This is a genomic window from Georgenia satyanarayanai (assembly GCF_009193135.1).
Classification (GTDB): Bacteria; Actinomycetota; Actinomycetes; order Actinomycetales; family Actinomycetaceae; genus Oceanitalea; species Oceanitalea satyanarayanai.
In genome coordinates, this window is the sequence record NZ_VUKC01000002.1 from 344,255 (window position 1) to 362,354 (window position 18,100).

The window sequence follows — 18,100 nt, forward strand, 5'->3', positions numbered from 1 at the left end:
CCCGCCGCCGGCCGTGATGGAGATCACCATAGCCTGTGCGGAAGGGGCGGGCGGGCACTGCCCGAGCGTGGCGTCAGGTTCGCCGGCGCCGTCGCGGACGGCGACCCTCGGGCGGGGCAGCATCCCCCTCGAGGAGACCGTCCTGCTGCAGCGTCTCTGCGACGTGGGCGGTGAGCTGCTCACGCCTGAGGCGCAGCTCCGCCTGCAGGGTCTTGTGCCGCTCCGTCCGGAACTGCCGGACCAGCGCGAGGCACATGACGATCATGACGATGCTGAAGGGCAGGGCGATCGAGATGGCGACACCGCGCAGGGCGGTCAGCCCGCCGGCGAGCACGAGCGCCACCGCCACCGCGCCCTCGAGGACCGCCCACAGCACCCTGCTCCACACCGGCGGATCGACGTCGCCGCCCGAGGCGAGCATGTCGACGACGAGGGAGCCGGAGTCGGAGGAGGTGACGAAGAAGAGGATGACGATGAGGATCGCGACACCGATGACGAGCCCGGACGCGGGCAGGTTCTCGAGGAGGACGAACAGCGTGTTCGTCTCGTCGACGGTGGCGTTGCCCTCGGCGTCGGTCCCCACGAGCCCCCCGTCACCGAACAGCTCGCGGTACAGGCCGCTGCCTCCGAGGACGGTGAACCACACGAAGCTGAAGGCGGTCGGGACGAAGAGGACGCCGAGGACGAACTCCCGGACGGTGCGTCCCTTGGAGATCCGTGCGATGAACACGCCGACGAAGGGCGCCCAGGAGATCCACCAGCCCCAGTAGAAGGCCGTCCACCAGCCCTGCCACTCGATGCCCTGCTCCCCGGCGAGGGCCGAGGTGCGGAAGCTCAGCGCGATGAGGTTCTGGAAGTAGGCGCCCGAGGCCTGGATGAGCTCGCGGAGCAGGAACATCGTCGGGCCGGTGATCGCGATGAAGAGCATGAGGGCGACGGCCATCGACATGTTGATGTTCGACAACCACTTGATCCCCTTCGACACCCCGCTGACGACGGAGAAGAGGGCGAGACCGGTGACGATGCCGATGATGACGACGAGGACCATGTTGCTCGGCGTCGAGATGACGTCGAGGAACTCCAGGCCGCCCGCGATCTGCGTGACACCCAGCCCGAGGGAGGTCGCGATCCCGAAGACGGTACCGACGACGGCGATGATGTCGACGACGTCGCCCAGCCAGCCCTTGGCCGACTTCCCGAGGACCGGTTCCACCGTCCACCGGATGGAGATCGGCCGGTTGCGGACGTGGACGGCGTAGGCGATGGCGAGGCCGACGACGACGTAGATCGCCCACGGGTGCAGGCCCCAGTGGAGGAAGGTGATGACGAGGGAGTCCTGCGCCCCTTCCGCGTCCCCCGCGACGATCCGGGACGCGCGGTTGGGGATGCCGGCGAAGTGGTGGAGCGGCTCGGCGACCCCCCAGAACACCAGGCCGATGCCCATGCCGGCGCCGAACAGCATGGTGAGCCAGGAGCCGATGCTGAACTCGGGTCCCTCGTCGTCGTTGCTCAGCGTGATGTCCCCGAAGTGGCTCAGGCCCATCCACACCGCGAAGACGACGAAGGCCGAGATGAGGGCGGTGTAGTACCAGCCGAAGTAGCTGACGATCCCGGTCTGCACCGTCCCGATGGCCTCCCCCACCGCGTCTCCGCCGACGACCGCCAGGGCGACGAAGGCGAGGATGAGGACGAGTGACGGCCAGAACACCCGAGGGTGGATCGACTGGTACCAGCGACCCTCCCGCGCGGTCCCCTCGGGCCCGGTCGTGGGAGGGGTCTCGGGCGGCGTGGCCACGGCAGCGTCCTTCCGTCGTCGTTGTCCTGCGGTGACAGTACCGACGGGCCGCGGCAGGGGCGCGCGGGGAGCGGCTCAGCGGAGCCCGCGCGTCTCCTCGTCCACCCGGGCCGCTGCGGCGGTGAGGCGCTCGCGGGCCGCCTGTGCGCGGCCGAGCGCGGTGGTGAGCCGCCCCGCGACCTCCGTGCCGGCGGGCCCCTGCCCGGCGCCGTCGCGGGTGACGGCCAGCGTGGCGGCGAGGGCGGCCGAGCTCGCCCGCGCCTCCTCCACGGCGGCGGCGAGCTGCTCCGGCGCGTCGGAGGAGAGCTGGAGGCGGGCGAAGTGGAGCGAGGTGGTGGCCCGGGCGACGCCGTCGTCGAGCTCGTGGACGAGGCGGCCGGCGGACGCGTTGCGCTCGGCCTGGCCCGGTGCCGCGACCGGCGCGCGGTGCGCGGTGCGGCGGTTGCTGCGGCGCACGAGGAGGAGGACGACCACCGTCACGCCCGCCGCGAGCACGACGATGACGCCGATGACCGGCAGCAGCGCGGACCAGGAGGTGAGCACGTCCCGATCCTAGGACCCCCGCGACAGACGCCGAGCGCTCAGCTGGTCCGGCAGGAGCTCAGCCGTCGGCGGGCGCGGGGCGTGTCAGCCGTTGAGGGCCGGGGCGGGGACGTCGAGGAGGTCGAGGACGACGTCCGCGGCGAGGGCGGCGACGTCGTCGACCGCGAGACGGAAGTCGTCACCGGCGGTCGGCCCGCACAGGTCGGACACGCCCCGCACCGCGAGGTAGGGGATGCCGAAGGAGTAGCAGACCTGGGCGATCGCCGTGGTCTCCATGTCCGCCGTCAACGCCCGCGGGAAGGTGGCCCGGTGCGCCTCGACGGTGCGGCCGTCGACGAAGGAGTCTCCGGAGACCATCGCGCCGACGAGCACGCCGGGGCGGTGCTGCGCACGAGCGACGAGCGCGGGGTTGCCGGGGTAGGTGGGGGGCATGCCGGGCATCTGGCCCAGGGCGTAGCCGAAGGCGGTGGCGTCGGCGCCGGCGTAGGCGTGCTCGTCGCCGACGACGACGTCACCGACGCGCACGCCGTCGGCGAGCCCGCCGGCCGAGCCGGTCGAGACGACGAGCGGGGTGCGCACGGCGTGGACGGCCAGCGCGGTGGCCGTCGCGGCGTTGACGGCGCCGATGCCCGAGCGGATGAGGAGGAGCTGGCGTCCGCCGATGGTCGCGATGACCGAGCGGGCCATACCGACGTGCCGCTGGTGCGCGACGTGCTCCGCGCGCTGCTCGTAGGGCGCGATCTCCTCGTCCATGGCGGCGACGACGACGGCGTCCACGGTTGCGAGGGGCGCCGTGAGCGGGGCACCGGGGGCGACCGGGACACCGAAGATCTCGCTCATGCCTGGACCTGCTCCCACTCGTCGCGGCGGTCGAGGAACTCCCGGGCCGCCCCCTGCGCGCCGCCGAGGTCGTGGCTGGCGCCCCAGCCGCACTGGACCTCGTTGGCGGCGGGCACCTCCGCGGCACCGAGGACGTCGCGGAGCGTCGCCTCGAGCAGCGGGAGGAACGCGGGAAGGTCGGTCTCCAGCAGAAGGGCGTAGAAACCGGTCTGGCAGCCCATCGGGGAGATGTCGACGACGGCGTCGGTGTGGCTGCGCATGTGCTCGGCCATGAGGTGCTCGAGGGAGTGGACGACCGGCATCTCGAGGTGGTCGACGTTCGGCTGGCAGAAGCGGATGTCGAACTTGGTGAGTGTGTCGCCGCCCGGCAGGGTCTTGGCGTCCGCCACGCGCACGTAGGGCGCCTTCACGGCTCGGTGGTCGAGGTTGAAGCTCTCGACGTTCATCTTCCTCACAATTCCCATGATGGGCGATGGCTCCGGGCCTGTCTCCGGCAGATGCCTGTGCGTTACACCACCCACCCGGCCGCGGACAGGGATCTCGACGGCTGTCCTCAACCTTGTCCACCGCCTGTGGACGACACGCCGGTGGAGGGTGTGCACAAGGGTCGGCACGGGCGATGTCGCTGGTCGGTGGGATCGTGGGGAGAGGACGGGTCGGAGCGGTACGGCGGCTTCCACAGGCCGTCCCCAGAGGGAGGTGTCCGATGCACAAGAACCGCGGCAGGCTGTGGATGACACGCCGAAAACACGACTCGCCGACACAACACCTTGGGGTTGTTCCTAAGCCGGACCACTAGGTGTAGTGTCGTGCCCAGTCGTCCAGTGAACTACACGCCTGTTGTTCCACCGCCCTCACCGGCGGGGAGTCACAACCGAGGGGAGATCCTCCGATGAGCATCACCGTCTTCAGCAAGCCGTCCTGCGTGCAGTGCGACGCCACCTACCGCGCGCTGAACAAGCAGGGGCTGGAGTACGAGGTCGTCGACATCTCCACCGACGCGGAGGCGCTCGAGACCGTCAAGGCGCTCGGTTACCAGCAGGCTCCCGTGGTCTTCGCCGACGCCGACCACTGGTCGGGCTTCCGCCCCGACAAGATCAAGGCGCTGGCGGCGCAGGCCGCCTCCGTCGCGGTCTGACCCACAGACTTCGGTCGGGTCGCCCTCACCCGGCGACCCGGCCGAGACCAACCGGGCCCCGGCCCGGCGCACGCAACGGACTTCGAGGGGGTGGCATGGGAAACCTCGTCTACTTCTCGTCGGCCTCCGAGAACACGCACCGCTTCGTGGAGCGGCTGGGTCTCGCAGCACACCGCATCCCCTTGCGGCCGACGGAGCCCTTCCTCACCGTGGACGAGGAGTACGTGCTCATCGTGCCGACCTACGGGGGCGGCAACCAGCGCGGGGCCGTGCCCCGCCAGGTCATCAAGTTCCTCAACGACGCCGGCAACCGCGGGCTGTGCCGCGCGGTCATCGCGGCGGGGAACACGAACTTCGGCACCGCCTACTGCATCGCCGGCGACATCATCGCCAAGAAGCTCGCGGTGCCCTACCTGTACAGGTTCGAACTACTCGGAACAGCAGAGGACGTCTCGCGCGTCCACGAGGGATTGGGACAGTTTTGGCAGCAACGGTCACTGATATCGGCATGACGCAGGGCGCGGCTCCGGAGCTCGACTACCACGCCCTCAACGCGATGCTCAACCTGTACGACGCCGACGGGAACATCCAGTTCGACGCCGACGGGCAGGCCGTCGACGCCTACTTCCGTCAGCACGTCGTGCCGAGCACCGTCACCTTCCCCAGCGTCGCGGAGCGTCTGCGCTACCTCGTCGAGGAGGGCTACTACGAGAAGGAGGTGCTCGCGCAGTACTCCCCGGAGTTCCTCGAGCGGGTCTGGCAGTTCGCCGACTCCCTCGACTTCCGCTTCGAGTCCTTCCTCGGCGCCTTCAAGTACTACACGTCCTACACGCTCAAGAGCTTCGACGGCACGAAGTACCTCGAGCGCTTCGAGGACCGCGTCGTCATGGTGGCCCTTGCTCTCGCGGCCGGGGACGAGCAGTTCGTCCTCAACATGGTCGAGGAGGTCATCACCGGCCGGTTCCAGCCGGCCACGCCCACCTTCCTCAACGCCGGCAAGGCCTCGCGCGGCGAGCTCGTCTCCTGCTTCCTCCTGCGCACCGAGGACAACATGGAGTCGATCGCGCGTGGCATCAACTCCGCGCTCCAGCTGTCCAAGCGCGGTGGTGGGGTGGCGCTGTCGCTGACCAACCTCCGCGAGGCGGGCGCGCCCATCAAGCGCATCCAGAACCAGTCCTCGGGCGTCATCCCGGTGATGAAGCTCCTCGAGGACTCCTTCTCCTACGCCAACCAGCTCGGGGCACGTCAGGGCGCCGGCGCGGTGTACCTCAACGCCCACCACCCCGACATCATGAAGTTCCTCGACACCAAGCGGGAGAACGCGGACGAGAAGATCCGCATCAAGACGCTCTCGCTCGGCGTCGTCGTCCCCGACGTCACCTTCGAGCTCGCGAAGACGAACGCGGACATGTACCTGTTCTCGCCCTACGACGTCGAGCGGGTCTACGGGGTGCCCTTCTCCGAGATCAGCGTGACGGAGAAGTACGACGAGATGGTCGCCGACGACCGGATCAAGAAGACCTCGATCAAGGCGCGCGACTTCTTCCAGACGATCGCCGAGATCCAGTTCGAGTCCGGCTACCCGTACGTGATGTTCGAGGACACGGTCAACGCCGCGAACCCGATCGACGGTCGGATCAGCATGTCGAACCTCTGCTCGGAGATCCTCCAGGTGTCCACGCCGTCGTCGTACAACGACGACCTCTCCTACGCGGAGGTCGGCAAGGACATCTCGTGCAACCTCGGCTCGCTCAACATCGCCAAGGCGATGGACTCCCCGGACCTCGGCAGGACCATCGGCACGGCTGTCCGCGCCCTCACGGCGGTCTCCGACCAGACGCACATCACCTCGGTGCCCTCGATCGAGAAGGGCAACAACGAGTCCCACGCCATCGGCCTGGGCCAGATGAACCTCCACGGCTACCTCGCCCGCGAGCGGGTGTACTACGGCTCGGCGGAGGGCATCGACTTCACCAACATCTACTTCTACACGGTGGCCTTCCACGCGATCACCGAGTCGAACAAGCTGGCGATCGAGCGGGGCCGGTCCTTCGCGGGCTTCGAGCGCTCGAAGTACGCCACGGGTGAGTTCTTCACCAAGTACACCGAGCAGGAGTGGGTGCCGCAGACGGAGCGGGTGCGCGAGCTGTTCGCCGGCGTCCACATCCCCACCCAGGAGGACTGGCGTGCGCTGGCCGCCTCGGTCAAGGAGCACGGCCTGTACAACCAGAACCTCCAGGCCGTCCCGCCGACCGGCTCGATCTCCTACATCAACAACTCGACCTCCTCGATCCACCCGATCGTGTCGAAGATCGAGATCCGCAAGGAGGGCAAGCTCGGGCGGGTCTACTACCCGGCGCCCTACATGACGAACGACAACCTCGAGTACTACGAGGACGCGTACGAGATCGGTCCCGAGAAGATCATCGACACCTACGCCGCGGCCACCCAGCACGTGGACCAGGGCCTGTCGCTGACGCTCTTCTTCAAGGACACCGTCACCACCCGCGACCTCAACAAGGCGCAGATCTACGCCTGGCGCAAGGGCATCAAGACGCTCTACTACATCCGGCTGCGGCAGATGGCGCTCGAGGGCACCGAGGTGGAGGGCTGCGTCAGCTGCACGCTGTGACCCCACAGCGCTGACCGCCCCCCGCAACGAGACACAGAGAGAGACGAAGACCGTGGAGAAGCTCAAGCTCGTCGACCGGGTCCAGGCCATCAACTGGAACCGTGTGCAGGACGAGAAGGACGTCGAGGTCTGGGACCGCCTGACCGGTAACTTCTGGCTGCCCGAGAAGGTGCCGCTGTCCAACGACATCCAGTCGTGGAACACCCTCAACGCGGCCGAGCAGACGATGACCACCCGGGTGTTCACCGGGCTCACCCTGCTCGACACGATCCAGGGCACCGTCGGTGCGGTCAGCCTCATCCCCGACGCCGTCACGCCTCACGAGGAGGCGGTGTACACGAACATCGCCTTCATGGAGTCGGTGCACGCGAAGAGCTACTCCTCGATCTTCTCCACGCTCATCTCGACGCGGGAGATCGACGGCGCCTTCGCCTGGTCGGAGGAGAACGAGCACCTCCAGCGCAAGGCCGCGATCATCATGGAGTACTACCGCGGCGACGACCCCGAGAAGCGCAAGGTCGCCTCGGTGATGCTCGAGTCGTTCCTCTTCTACTCGGGCTTCTACGCCCCGATGTACTGGTCCTCGCGGGCCAAGCTCACCAACACGGCCGACCTCATCCGCCTCATCATCCGCGACGAGGCCGTGCACGGGTACTACATCGGCTACAAGTTCCAGAAGGCCATCGAGACCGCCTCACCGGAGCGCCGCCAGGAGCTCAAGGACTACACCTTCGAGCTCCTGCTGGAGCTGTACGACAACGAGGAGCAGTACACCGAGGACCTCTACGGTCCCCTCGGGCTCACCGACGACGTCAACGCCTTCCTGCGCTACAACGCGAACAAGGCGCTGATGAACCTCGGCTACGAGGGCCTGTTCCCCAAGGACCAGACCAACGTCAACCCGGCCATCCTCTCCTCGCTGAGCCCCAACGCCGACGAGAACCACGACTTCTTCTCCGGCTCCGGGTCCAGCTACGTCATCGGCAAGGCCGTGGACACCGAGGACGAGGACTGGGACTTCTGAGCACCCGCTGACCTCACGCGCGAGAGCTGGATCGTTCCTGGAACGATCCAGCTCTCGGTGCTTCCGGGGATGCGTGGGACCTTCGGCCGTCCCTCGGGCCCGCGTACTGCGCAAGGGTGGGGACCACACCGAACATCGGAGGATCCCATGGCACGCACCTACGTCATCACCGGCGCCGGCTCAGGAATCGGCGCCGCCGCGGCCCGCCTCCTGCGCGAGGCCGGAGCGACCGTCGTCGGGGTGGACCTGCGCGGCTCGGACATCACCGCGGACCTCTCCACGCCCACCGGGCGCGAGGAGGCGGTTGCCGCGGTGCTCGAGACCACCGGCGGGACTGTCGACGCGATCATCGCCTCTGCCGGTGTCTCCCTGCCCAGCGCCCTCACCGTGTCGGTCAACTACTACGGCGTCACCGAGTTCCTCACCGCCCTCCGACCCGCACTGGCGCGGTCGCAGGCGCCGCGCGCCGTCGTCGTGAGCTCGATGTCCTCGCTGCAGCCGAACCACCCACCGCTCGTCGAGGCGCTGCTCGGCGCGGACGAGACCACCGCCCGCGAGATCGCCGAGCAGCTGGCGGCGGACCCGCAGACCGGCAACCTCATCTACGCCTCCACCAAGCGGGCGATCTCCCGCTGGGTCCGCGCCCGGTCGGTGACGGCGGAGTGGGCCGGCGCGGGGATCCCGCTCAACGCAGTCGGGCCGGGGATCGTCACCACGCCGATGACGGCGGAGCTGCTCGCCTCGCCCGAGTCGACCGCCTTCGTCGACGCCGTCGTGCCGATGCCGCTCAACTACCACCAGCCGCCCGAGTCGATCGCCAACCTGTGCATCTGGCTCACCTCGGTGGAGAACAGCCACTGCGCCGGCCAGACGATCTACTGCGACGGTGGCGCCGACGTCGTCCTCCGCGGAGAGGACGCCTGGAGCTGGGCCGACCCCACGGTCGAGGAGTACTTCGGCCAGCTCGTGGCAGGCGCCCAGAAGTAGTCCGCAGCGGGCGGCCCGCCGCGTAGCATGCCGCGCGTGCTGCGCCACGACGACCCCCTCCCTCGCCACCCGCAGCGCGTGCTGGTGGCGGGGGTGTCGGGCGCCGGCAAGACGACGCTCGCGCGACGGGTCGCTGCGGTCACGGGAGCCCCGCACACCGAGATCGACGCGCTCTTCCACGGGCCGGGCTGGGAGCCGCGTGCCGACTTCCTCGCCGACGTCCGCGCCCTCGCCGCCCGGGACGCCTGGACGACGGAGTGGCAGTACGCCGACGCCCGGCCGATCCTCGCCCAGCGTGCCGACCTCCTCGTGTGGCTCGACCTCCCCTTCGGCACCGTCACCCTGCCCCGCCTGGTGCGTCGCACGCTCCGGCGCCGACTGCGGCGCGAGGAGCCGTGGAACGGCAACGTGGAGCCGCCGCTGTGGACCGTCCTCACCGACCGCGAGCACGCGCTGGGCCGTGCCACGCGCGACAAGCTCCGCAGCCGGGTGCCGCGCCTCGAGGAGCAGGCACCCCACCTCGTCGTCGTCCGTCTCCGCTCACCGCGGGAGGTCGACCAGTGGGTCGGCGGGCCGTTGCGGGCCGCGTGTCGGGGTGAACCCTGAGCGTCGCGGGTGTGCGACCCGGGACGGACGAGGGTCGGCCCCCGATCCCGCACGGCCGCCTGGTCGGTTGACTGGCTCCGACACCCCGGGGCACACCCGGGGAGCGATGACGGAGGCTCACCATGATCGAGGCACGGAACCTCACCAAGCGGTACGGCGAGAAGATCGCCGTCGACGGCATCAGCTTCACCATCCCCGGCGGGTCCGTCACCGGGTTCCTCGGACCCAACGGCGCCGGGAAGTCGACGACGATGCGGATGATCGTCGGCCTGGACCGGCCGACCTCCGGGTCCGTCACCGTCAACGGACGGCCCTACCGCCACCACCGCTCGCCACTGCGGGAGGTTGGCGCGCTGCTCGACGCCAAGGCCATGCACCCCGGCCGGACCGCCCGGTCCCACCTGCGTGCGCTCGCGGCCAGCCACCGCATCCCGGCGGCGCGCGTCGACGAGGTGCTCGAGCTGACGGGTCTCGCGGCGGTCGCGCACAAGCGCGTGCGCGGCTTCTCCCTCGGCATGGGGCAGCGGCTGGGCATCGCCGTCGCCCTGCTCGGGGACCCTCGCTGCCTCATCCTCGACGAGCCGGTCAACGGCCTGGACCCCGAGGGGGTCACCTGGGTGCGCACCCTGGTGCGTCGGCTCGCGGCGGAGGGACGGACGGTCCTCATCTCCTCACACCTCATGAGCGAGATGGCGATGACCGCGGACCAGCTGCTCGTCATCGGTCGCGGCCGGATCATCGCGGCCGGACCGGTGCAGGAGGTCATCGACGCCGCGACCGGCGCTGTCGTCGCCGTGCGGTCGCCCCACGCCGGGGAGCTCGCGGCGCACCTCCGCGCCGACGGCCACAGCGTCGACGAGGCGGACCACACCCTCCGGGTGCGGGGGACGACGACGGAGGCCGTCGGGGAGCTCGCCGCCCGCCGCGGGATCGCCCTCCACGAGCTGTGGCTCCACCGCGCCAGCCTCGAGGAGGCCTACCTCAACCTCACCGGATCCGCGGTCGAGTACCGCGCCACGACGACGGAGATGTCCCGATGACCACCATCCTCAGCGATCCCACACAGACCCGCGGCACCGCGACCACGGGCGACCTCAGTCTCCTCGGCGTGCTCCACGGCGAGTGGGTCAAGCTCCTGTCGCTGCGCTCGACGTGGTGGATGGTGGCCGTCACCGCGGTGACCATGACGCTCCTCGCCGTCGGTGTCGCCCCCACGGCCGACGACCTCGTGGGTTCCGCCGCCGGTGCGGGCGTCGAGGCTCACGGAGCAGAGCTCGTCGTCGTCGGCTTCCAGATCGGTATGGTGACCCTCGCCGTCCTCGGAGCCCTCCTCATCACCGGGGAGTTCGGCACGGGCATGGCTCGTTCCACCTTCGCCGCCGTGCCCTCCCGGCTGCCGGTGCTCGCCGCGAAGGGGGCGGCGCTCGTCGCGGTGACCGTCCTCACGACCGTGCTCAGCCTCGTCGCGGCCACCCTGGCCTCGGCTCCGGCCCTGTCCGAGCACGGCCTCGTCCCGCGTCTGGACCAGGCGCACACCTGGCAGGCCTTCGGCGGCGTTGCCTTCTTCTTCGTCGCCGTGGCGCTCCTCGCGCTCGGGCTGGGAGCCGTCGTGCGGCACACCGCGGGGACCATCACCGTTGTTCTCGGTCTCCTGCTGCTCGTGCCGGGGGTGCTCCAGTTCGTCGCCGTCGACTGGGTGCAGGACCTCGTCAGCCTCATGCCCCTGCCCGCCGCCGTCGCCTTCATCGGGACCTCGGGCCTCATGTGGACCAACGAGGTGCTCAGCCCGTGGCAGGGCGTGGCCGTCGTCACCGGGTACGCCGTCCTGGGGCTCGTCGCCGGTGCGGTCTCCCTGCGCCGCCGCGACGTGTGAGCCGGCCCTGGTGTGCGCACAGGTGAGGCCGCTGCCACAGTGGGAGGATGGGTGGTGGTGAGGAGCTCGTCGCGCGAGCGGGCCGTCACGGACTTCGGCTCGACCCGGCGTCACTGAGCTACAACGACGCCGGGCTCGACTTCCGCGTCGCCTACGCGACCGACGTCCACGGCCGCGACTGGGTGCTGCGGATCCCCCGACGGGCCGGCATGCGGGAGGTCCTGTGGCAGGAGGAGGCGGCCCTGGCCCTGGCCTCGCGCTACCTGCGCGACATCGCCGTGCCCGAGTGGCACGTCATGTCCGACGACCTCGTCGCCTATCCCCTGCTGCCGGGCCTCCCAGGCCTCACCCTGGCGGGCGACGACGTGACGTGGCACGTGGACCCGGCGTCCGAGCGCTACGCCGCCGAGCTGGGGTCGCTGCTGGCACACCTCCACGCCGTCCCGCTCGCCGAGGCGGACGAGCTCGGTGTGGAGGTGCGCAGCCCCGAGCACGTGCGCGAGGCATGGCGGGCGGACGTCGCCCGGGTCGAGGGCGAGTACGACGTCCACCCCGAGCTGCTCGACCGGCTGCATGCCTGGCTCGAGGACGACGAGCTGTGGCCGGAGGCCACGGTGTTCACCCACGGTGAGCTCTATCCCGCACACGTCCTCATCGGCGAGAGCGGCGCCATCAGCGGTGTTCTCGACTGGACCACCGCGCGGGGCGACGACCCCGCACGTGACTTCATGTACCAGCACGCCTTCGCCCCGCCGGACGCCTTCGCCGCGACGCTGCGCGCCTACACCGCGGCGGGCGGGCGCGACTGGGGACCGCGGCTCACCGACAGGTGCGAGGCGCTCATGGCCGCCGGTCCCGTCGGCTACGGGATCTACGCGCTGACGACCGGACGGCCCGAGCACCGTGCGGCGGCGCAGGCCCAGCTCGGCGCCCCCTGAGCTACTCCTCCTCGAGCGCCGCGCCACGGAGCTCGGGCAGGAAGAGCGACCCGATCATCGCGACGACGAACGCGACACCGAAGGTGGCGAACGCCAGCCCGGAACCACCCGCCGCGAGGAGCAGCGGGACGGTGAGCGGCGCGGCGATCGACGCGAGCCGCCCGAAGGCGGCCGCACTTCCCGAGCCCGTGCCCCGCAGCGCCGTCGGGTAGATCTCCGGGCTCACCGCGTACAGCGCGCCCCACGCCCCGAGGTTGAAGGCCGACAGCGCCATCCCCGCGGCGATGATCGCCGGGACGGTGGTGGCCTGGCCGAAGAGGACCGCGGCGAGAGCGGAGGCGGCGAGGAAGGAGGCGAGGGTGGAGCGGCGACCCCACCGCTCGATGAGCCAGGCAGCCAGCGCGTACCCGGGCAGCTGGGCCAGGGTGATGATGAGCGTGTACTCGAAGGAGCGCACGAGCGAGAAGCCCTGGTCCACGAGCAGCGACGGCAGCCAGCTGAAGGCGCCGTAGTAGGCGAAGTTGACCCCGAACCACACGACCCACAGGGCGGCGGTGCGGCGCCGGAAACGCGCGGCCCACAGCTCGCGCCAGTGCGGTGCCGCGGTCTCCGGGGCGACGGCGGGGGACGGCACCGGCGCCTGGCCCGCGGCGTCCTCGTAGACCCGCACGGCGGCCTCCGCCTCGGCCACGCGTCCCTTGCGCTCGAGGAAGCGCACCGACTCCGGCAGCCGCAGCCGGACGTAGATCGCGTACACGGCGGGGACCATCCCGATGACGAAGGCCCACCGCCACCCGTTCTCCCCGGGGACGACGAAGTAGCCGATGAGCGCGGCCGCGATCCAGCCGACCGCCCAGAAGGCCTCGAGGATGACGACGACGCGCCCACGGATCCGCTTCGGGGCGTACTCGCTGACGAGGGTCGAGGCGACGGGCAGCTCGGCACCCAGGCCGAGGCCGACGAGGAAGCGCAGCACGATGAGGGCGCCGACGCCGGTGGCGAGCGCAGAGGCGCCGGTGGCCAGCCCGTAGACGAGCAGGGTGAGCGCAAAGACCTGCCGGCGGCCGATCCGGTCGGCGAGGAGCCCGCCGACGCTGGCGCCGATCGCCATCCCGGCGAACCCGACGGACAGGATCCAGGACTTCTCGCCGTCGGTGAGCCCCCACTCCTGGCCGAGCGCGGCGATGACGAAGGAGATGAGGCCGACGTCCATCGCGTCCAGCGCCCAGCCCACCCCGGACCCGCCGAGGAGCTTGCGGTGGGCGCGGGTGAACGGGAGCCGGTCGAGCCGCTGGGCGCGGGTGAGCGACTGCTGGACGGGGGTGTCGGCGGCGGGCCGGACCATGGCGTGCCTTCCCTGGAGGGGCGTGGGTCGGCGCGAGCGTAGCACTTCTACTCAGGGCGAGCACAACCCGTCGCTGTCAGGGGGCGGGCGAGAGCTCCACGGCGAGGGTGTGACGCTCCGCGGCGCCGTCGAGCCGGTAGCCGACGTCGAGCTTGTGCGGCCCCGGACGTGCACCCTGCTCCGCTGCCCACGCCAGCAGGCGGCCGAACGTCTCGGCGATCGTGTGCACGGGTCCGTCGTGGACCATCTGGGCCCAGGCGCCGCCGGGGACGAGGGAGCCGACCGCTCCGGGGACCCGGACCCGTGCCGCGTCCTCGAGGGGGACGAGGACGCCGACGGTCTCGTGGTACCGCCCGTCCCCGAGGTCGACGCTGAGCTCGGCGAGGGGCCGGTCGTCGTCCCCGAGGGAGCGTGACAGGGCCCGCCACGCCGCCGGGACGAGTGTGCCGAGCTCGTGGAAACCGGCGAGAACCGGCATGCCGACGACGAGCACGGGAGCGCGGTCGACGATCTCGATCTCCCTCACGCCGGCACCGTACCGCCCCCTCCCTGGCCGGCGGGACGGATCAGGCCGCGAGGGCCTCGATGAGTGCGGGGACGGCAGCGGGCGGCAGCTGGAGGAGGACGCCGGTCACGACCGTGCCGTGCCAGGCGGCGAGCTGCTCGCGCAGCTGCTCGGGCCGCCCGGCCAGCGCGACGTCGAGGACGAGCTCGGTCGGCACGGCCCGGGCGGCGCCCTCGCGGTCACCGGCCGCCCACAGGCGGGCGACCTCCGCGCAGGCGGCCTCGTGGCCGAGCCGCTCGACAGCGTCGCGGTGGAAGTTCGCGCGCCGGGACCCCATGCCCCCGACGTACAGCGCGATGTGCGGACGCAGCAGGTCCGCCGCCGCCTCGACGTCGCTCCCCGTCGCCACCGGCAGACTGACGTTGACCTCGAACCGGTCCGCGGGCGGAAGGTCGGGGGAGCGGCGGCCGAAGCCCGCGTCCAGCTGCTCCCGTGCCCAGCCATCCAGGCGGGGCGAGTGGAAGGCGGGCAGCCACCCGTCGGCGATCTCGGCCGCGAGGGCGACGTTCTTGGGCCCCTGTGCCGCGAGATGGATGGGCAGGTCCGCCCGGAGCGGGTGGAGGGTCGGGCGCAGCGCCTTGCCCTCGCCCGTCGTGCCCTCACCCTCGAGCGGCAGGTGGTAGTGGCGGCCCTCCACCTCGACCGGTGCCCGACGCCGCAGCACCTGCCGGACGACGTCGACGTACTCGCGGGTCCGCTCGAGCGGCCGCGGGTACGGCTGCCCGTACCAGCCCTCGACGACCTGCGGCCCGGAGGCGCCCAGGCCCAGGACGAAGCGCCCCCCGGACAGGTGGTCCAGGGTGAGCGCGGCCATCGCCGTCGCCGTCGGGGTGCGCGCCGAGATCTGGGCGACGGCGGTTCCCAGCCGCAGCCGCGTCGTGCGCGCGCCCCACCACGCCAGCGGCGTCAGCGCGTCCGACCCGTAGGCCTCGGCGGTCCACACGGAGTCGAGACCGGCGGCCTCGGCGAGCTCGACGGCGCGCTCCGCCCCCGCCGGCGGGCCGGCGGACCAGTAGCCCAGGTGCAGGCCCACCCGTAGCGGCAGGCGGGGCGCGCCGTCGTCGGTCATGCCCCCGCGCCCACGTGGGCCATGACCTCGGAGGCGATGAGGTCGAGGTGCTCGAGGTCGGTCATGTCCAGGCACTGGAGGTACACGCGGGTGATCCCCTGCTCGGCGAGAGCCGCGATCCCGTCGAGGACCTCCTGCGGCGTGCCGGCCAGGCCGTTGCGGCGCAGCTCCTCCGGCTCGCGGCCGATGGTCGCGGCGCGGCGGGTGACCTCCTGCTCGTCGCTGCCGACGCAGGCGATGAGGGCGACGGAGTAGACGAGCTCGTCGGGGTCACGGTCCACGGCCTCGCAGGCGGCGCGGACCCGGTCGCGCTGGGCGGCGATCCCGCTCTTCTCGGGGAAGGACTGGTTGTACTCGGTCCCGAAGCGCGCCGCCAGCGCCGGTGTGCGGCGCGGCCCGTTGCCTCCGACGACGACGGGCACCCGGTCCTGCAGCGGCTTGGGCAGGGCGGGGGAGTCCACGAGGGTGTAGTGCGCGCCGTCGTGGCTGAAGGTCTCACCGACCGGGGTGGACCACAGGCCGGTGACGACCTCGAGCTGCTCGGTGAGGAGACCGAAGCGCTTGTCCGGGAAGGGGATCCCGTAGGCGCGGTGCTCCTCCTCGAACCAGCCCGTGCCCAGGCCGAGCTCGACCCGGCCCCCGGACATCTCGTCGACCTGCGCGACCTGGATGGCCAGCACGCCGGGCAGGCGGAAGGTGGCGGAGGTGACGAGGGTGCCGAGACGGATGGTCGACGTCTCCCGCGCGAGGCCCGCGAGGGTGGTCCAGGCGTCCGTCGGGCCGGGGAGCGGGTCGCCGTCGCCCATACGCAGGTAGTGGTCGGAACGGAAGAAGGCGGAGAAGCCGAGCTGCTCGGCACGCTGCGCCATGGCGAGCTGGTCGGCGTAGGAGGCGCCCTGCTGGGGCTCGGTGAAGATGCGAAGGTCCATGTGCACAGCCTGCCAGGGCATGGGAGCACCCGCGGGCTCCTGGCCTGGCCAGGGTGCCGTGGTGGACGAGCCACGGCTCCCGCGGGTGCCGGTGACTGCCGGGATCTCGCCGCCGTCGGCGGAGGGACCGGCAGGTCCGTCCGTGGACTGCTAGCGGGCAGCCACCTCACGCGTCCAAATAGAGCTCATGTCTCGGACCACCTCCTTTCCCGTGTGGTCATCAGGGTAGGAAGCCGGCACGAGCGCTGTCACGCGATTAACGCGCTCAGGACCCGAGAGCCTGCTCGGCGGTGGCCTGGGCGGCAGACAAGGTCTCGGCCAGCGGTCGTTCCCCCCGGAACATCGGCTCGAGGACCGGGCGGACGGACTCCAGGACCTCCCGGGCGCGGGAGCCGCTCGCGGCGGTGACGACCGCCTCCGGGTCGACCGCGGCGGTCGCGTCCACGCCGCGGTCGGACCAGGAGCTGAGGTAGAGGTCCTGCGCGCCCGTGGCGGCGGGCACGCCGACCCCGTGGCTGGCCAGGGCGGACTGACCGTCGGTGGAGGCGAGCCAGAGCAGGACCTCGGTCGTCGCCTCGGGGTTCTCGGTGGCGGCGTTGGCGGCCGCACCCACGCCGTCGACGACGGTCACCCGCCCGCTCGGGCCGCTCGGCACGGGCGCCACGCCCCAGTCGACCCCGGTGGTCCCCGCGAAGTGCCGCATCTCCGCGGAGGTCGCCTGGAACAGCGCGAGGTCGCCGCTGGCGAAGAGGTCGCGGGCAGGGGTCGCGGTGGGTGGGACGGCGGACAGCTCGGTGAGGTAGCGGAAGGTGTCCCGGGCCTCCGGGCTGGTGAGCGACAGGTCGTCACCCGTCTCCGGGACGCCGCCCAGCTCGGCGAGGTACGGCAGCCAGACGGCGGGGGCGGTGAGGTCGGGGTTGAACCCGTACTGGGCGACGTCGTCCGCGGCGAAGCCGTTCTCGGTGGCTGCCCGGCCGTCCTCGTCGCGGGTGAGGGCCCCGACCGCCTCGCGCAGGGTGTCCGCCCGCGGCGGCGCGGACACCCCACCGGCGGGCATCTTCTCGCGCACGGCGTCGGGGTCCCACGCCAGGGCCGCGGGGTCGACGCCGGCCTCCTCGACGAGGGCAGTGTTGTAGAAGAGCACGGTCGAGTCCCACAGCTGCGGGACCGCCCACAGCCCGTCGTCACGGGTGTAGAGCCCGGTGACGGCCGGCTCCCAGTCGTCGCCGAGCTCCTCCCCCAGCGTCTCGCGCAGCTCGAGGACCTCCCCGGTGTGCGCCAGGGCGGCGACGTTGTCGCTCGTCGTCCAGAAGACGTCCGCCATGGTGCCGTCGGCGAGGTCGGAGGCGGCCCGCTCGGAGTAGTCGGCCTCGGGCACCACCTCCACCTCGACATGGATGTCGCGGTGGACGGCGTTGAAGGCGTCGAAGGACTCGCGGTAGGCGGCCGCCGCGGCGTCGTCCCACAGGCGGAAGGTCAACGTCGACATGCCGGCGGTGGCGTCGGTGCCGACGTCGTCGCCCGCAGGCTCGCCACAGGCCGCCATCACCGCGGCGACCGCGAGTGCGGCACCTGCGCGGGCTCGCGCGCGGCGGTCCATGAGGTCCTCCCAGTGCTTCGACCGTCCCCCAGGCTACCCGTCCGACAGGCCGTCGCATGACCACTCCGATACGCGAACCGGAAAGTCCCATGACGCTACCTAAACCGCCCCAGCCCCCACCCCCCTCCGCCCAAATGGTCGGGTGTGCGACGCGGAGGCCGGCAGTTCCGTCGTCGAACTGCCCATTTGGGGCAATGGCGGGGTGGGGGCGGGGCG

18 protein-coding genes are annotated in these 18,100 nt (G+C 71.4%); 9 read left to right on the top strand and 9 right to left on the bottom strand.

The features are described from left to right. Positions 1 to 73: 73 nt before the first annotated feature. From GD632_RS04195 to GD632_RS04210, 4 genes are all read right to left on the bottom strand, one after another. Positions 74 to 1,795, bottom strand: coding sequence for a BCCT family transporter (locus GD632_RS04195; RefSeq protein WP_226924541.1), 1,722 nt, complete (start codon positions 1,793 to 1,795; stop codon positions 74 to 76). A 75-nt stretch (positions 1,796 to 1,870) separates the two neighbouring features. Then, positions 1,871 to 2,338, bottom strand: a complete 468-nt coding sequence (locus GD632_RS04200) for a hypothetical protein (protein WP_152189027.1) — start codon at positions 2,336 to 2,338, stop codon at positions 1,871 to 1,873. Positions 2,339 to 2,422: 84 nt separating this feature from the next. After that, entirely contained in the window at positions 2,423 to 3,178 is a 756-nt protein-coding gene (mtnN, locus tag GD632_RS04205; protein ID WP_152189029.1) for a 5'-methylthioadenosine/S-adenosylhomocysteine nucleosidase, read from the bottom strand. Further along, positions 3,175 to 3,624, bottom strand: a complete 450-nt coding sequence (locus GD632_RS04210) for an S-ribosylhomocysteine lyase (RefSeq protein WP_193311351.1) — start codon at positions 3,622 to 3,624, stop codon at positions 3,175 to 3,177. Before GD632_RS04210 ends, mtnN begins: the two co-directional genes overlap by 4 nt. 446 nt (positions 3,625 to 4,070) lie before the next feature. Between GD632_RS04210 and nrdH the strand changes: the two genes are divergently transcribed. The 9 genes from nrdH to GD632_RS04255 all read left to right on the top strand — a co-directional run bounded on the left by nrdH (position 4,071) and on the right by GD632_RS04255 (position 12,376). Continuing rightward, positions 4,071 to 4,316, top strand: coding sequence for a glutaredoxin-like protein NrdH (nrdH, locus tag GD632_RS04215; protein WP_152189033.1), 246 nt, complete (start codon positions 4,071 to 4,073; stop codon positions 4,314 to 4,316). A gap of 95 nt (positions 4,317 to 4,411) precedes the next feature. Beyond that, positions 4,412 to 4,828 carry a class Ib ribonucleoside-diphosphate reductase assembly flavoprotein NrdI gene (gene nrdI / locus GD632_RS04220; protein ID WP_152189035.1) on the top strand — a complete coding sequence of 139 codons (417 nt, stop codon included), beginning with the start codon at positions 4,412 to 4,414 and terminating at the stop codon, positions 4,826 to 4,828. Beyond that, positions 4,825 to 6,948, top strand: coding sequence for a class 1b ribonucleoside-diphosphate reductase subunit alpha (gene nrdE, locus GD632_RS04225; protein ID WP_152189038.1), 2,124 nt, complete (start codon positions 4,825 to 4,827; stop codon positions 6,946 to 6,948). The genes nrdI and nrdE overlap by 4 nt, the downstream gene beginning before the upstream one ends. A 52-nt stretch (positions 6,949 to 7,000) precedes the next feature. Next, positions 7,001 to 7,972, top strand: coding sequence for a class 1b ribonucleoside-diphosphate reductase subunit beta (gene nrdF / locus GD632_RS04230; RefSeq protein ID WP_152189040.1), 972 nt, complete (start codon positions 7,001 to 7,003; stop codon positions 7,970 to 7,972). A gap of 147 nt (positions 7,973 to 8,119) precedes the next feature. After that, positions 8,120 to 8,959, top strand: a complete 840-nt coding sequence (locus tag GD632_RS04235; RefSeq protein ID WP_152189042.1) for an SDR family oxidoreductase — start codon at positions 8,120 to 8,122, stop codon at positions 8,957 to 8,959. A gap of 27 nt (positions 8,960 to 8,986) precedes the next feature. After that, positions 8,987 to 9,565 (top strand): P-loop NTPase family protein, encoded by a 579-nt coding sequence (locus tag GD632_RS04240; RefSeq protein WP_152189044.1) that lies wholly within the window; start codon positions 8,987 to 8,989, stop codon positions 9,563 to 9,565. A 122-nt stretch (positions 9,566 to 9,687) separates the two neighbouring features. After that, complete coding sequence (locus GD632_RS04245) at positions 9,688 to 10,605, top strand: ABC transporter ATP-binding protein (RefSeq protein WP_152189046.1); 918 nt, start codon at positions 9,688 to 9,690, stop codon at positions 10,603 to 10,605. Beyond that, the gene (locus tag GD632_RS04250) at positions 10,602 to 11,438 is read left to right on the top strand and encodes an ABC transporter permease (RefSeq protein ID WP_152189048.1); all 837 of its coding nucleotides are present in this window, start codon (positions 10,602 to 10,604) and stop codon (positions 11,436 to 11,438) included. The genes GD632_RS04245 and GD632_RS04250 overlap by 4 nt, the downstream gene beginning before the upstream one ends. A gap of 47 nt (positions 11,439 to 11,485) precedes the next feature. Continuing rightward, positions 11,486 to 12,376: a macrolide 2'-phosphotransferase gene (locus tag GD632_RS04255; RefSeq protein WP_152189051.1), complete on the top strand. Its 891-nt coding sequence runs from the start codon at positions 11,486 to 11,488 to the stop codon at positions 12,374 to 12,376. A 1-nt stretch (position 12,377) separates the two neighbouring features. On the opposite strand, the gene GD632_RS04260 is transcribed toward GD632_RS04255, so the two are convergent. The 5 genes from GD632_RS04260 to GD632_RS04280 all read right to left on the bottom strand — a co-directional run bounded on the left by GD632_RS04260 (position 12,378) and on the right by GD632_RS04280 (position 17,884). Continuing rightward, positions 12,378 to 13,721, bottom strand: coding sequence for an MFS transporter (locus GD632_RS04260; RefSeq protein WP_152189053.1), 1,344 nt, complete (start codon positions 13,719 to 13,721; stop codon positions 12,378 to 12,380). A gap of 76 nt (positions 13,722 to 13,797) precedes the next feature. Further along, on the bottom strand, positions 13,798 to 14,247 hold the full coding sequence (locus GD632_RS04265) for a hypothetical protein (protein WP_152189055.1): 450 nt from the start codon (positions 14,245 to 14,247) through the stop codon (positions 13,798 to 13,800). Positions 14,248 to 14,287: 40 nt separating this feature from the next. Beyond that, complete coding sequence (locus GD632_RS04270; protein ID WP_152189057.1) at positions 14,288 to 15,355, bottom strand: LLM class F420-dependent oxidoreductase; 1,068 nt, start codon at positions 15,353 to 15,355, stop codon at positions 14,288 to 14,290. Continuing rightward, positions 15,352 to 16,284 carry an LLM class F420-dependent oxidoreductase gene (locus GD632_RS04275; RefSeq protein WP_152189059.1) on the bottom strand — a complete coding sequence of 311 codons (933 nt, stop codon included), beginning with the start codon at positions 16,282 to 16,284 and terminating at the stop codon, positions 15,352 to 15,354. The genes GD632_RS04270 and GD632_RS04275 overlap by 4 nt, the downstream gene beginning before the upstream one ends. Before the next feature lie 265 nt (positions 16,285 to 16,549). Continuing rightward, a complete protein-coding gene (locus GD632_RS04280; RefSeq protein ID WP_152189061.1) occupies positions 16,550 to 17,884 on the bottom strand; it encodes an extracellular solute-binding protein in 1,335 nt (444 codons plus the stop codon). Positions 17,885 to 18,100: the final 216 nt, after the last annotated feature.

Coding starts and splice junctions, on each gene's coding strand:
- nrdI (WP_152189035.1), top strand. CDS start 4,412: ATGGGAAACCTCGTCTACTTCTCGTCGGCCTCCGAGAACACGCACCGC.
- GD632_RS04240 (WP_152189044.1), top strand. CDS start 8,987: ATGCCGCGCGTGCTGCGCCACGACGACCCCCTCCCTCGCCACCCGCAG.
- GD632_RS04260 (WP_152189053.1), bottom strand. CDS start 13,721: ATGGTCCGGCCCGCCGCCGACACCCCCGTCCAGCAGTCGCTCACCCGC.
- nrdH (WP_152189033.1), top strand. CDS start 4,071: ATGAGCATCACCGTCTTCAGCAAGCCGTCCTGCGTGCAGTGCGACGCC.
- GD632_RS04255 (WP_152189051.1), top strand. CDS start 11,486: ATGGGTGGTGGTGAGGAGCTCGTCGCGCGAGCGGGCCGTCACGGACTT.
- GD632_RS04245 (WP_152189046.1), top strand. CDS start 9,688: ATGATCGAGGCACGGAACCTCACCAAGCGGTACGGCGAGAAGATCGCC.
- GD632_RS04270 (WP_152189057.1), bottom strand. CDS start 15,355: ATGACCGACGACGGCGCGCCCCGCCTGCCGCTACGGGTGGGCCTGCAC.
- GD632_RS04250 (WP_152189048.1), top strand. CDS start 10,602: ATGACCACCATCCTCAGCGATCCCACACAGACCCGCGGCACCGCGACC.
- nrdE (WP_152189038.1), top strand. CDS start 4,825: ATGACGCAGGGCGCGGCTCCGGAGCTCGACTACCACGCCCTCAACGCG.
- GD632_RS04210 (WP_193311351.1), bottom strand. CDS start 3,624: ATGAACGTCGAGAGCTTCAACCTCGACCACCGAGCCGTGAAGGCGCCC.
- GD632_RS04280 (WP_152189061.1), bottom strand. CDS start 17,884: ATGGACCGCCGCGCGCGAGCCCGCGCAGGTGCCGCACTCGCGGTCGCC.
- GD632_RS04235 (WP_152189042.1), top strand. CDS start 8,120: ATGGCACGCACCTACGTCATCACCGGCGCCGGCTCAGGAATCGGCGCC.
- mtnN (WP_152189029.1), bottom strand. CDS start 3,178: ATGAGCGAGATCTTCGGTGTCCCGGTCGCCCCCGGTGCCCCGCTCACG.
- GD632_RS04275 (WP_152189059.1), bottom strand. CDS start 16,284: ATGGACCTTCGCATCTTCACCGAGCCCCAGCAGGGCGCCTCCTACGCC.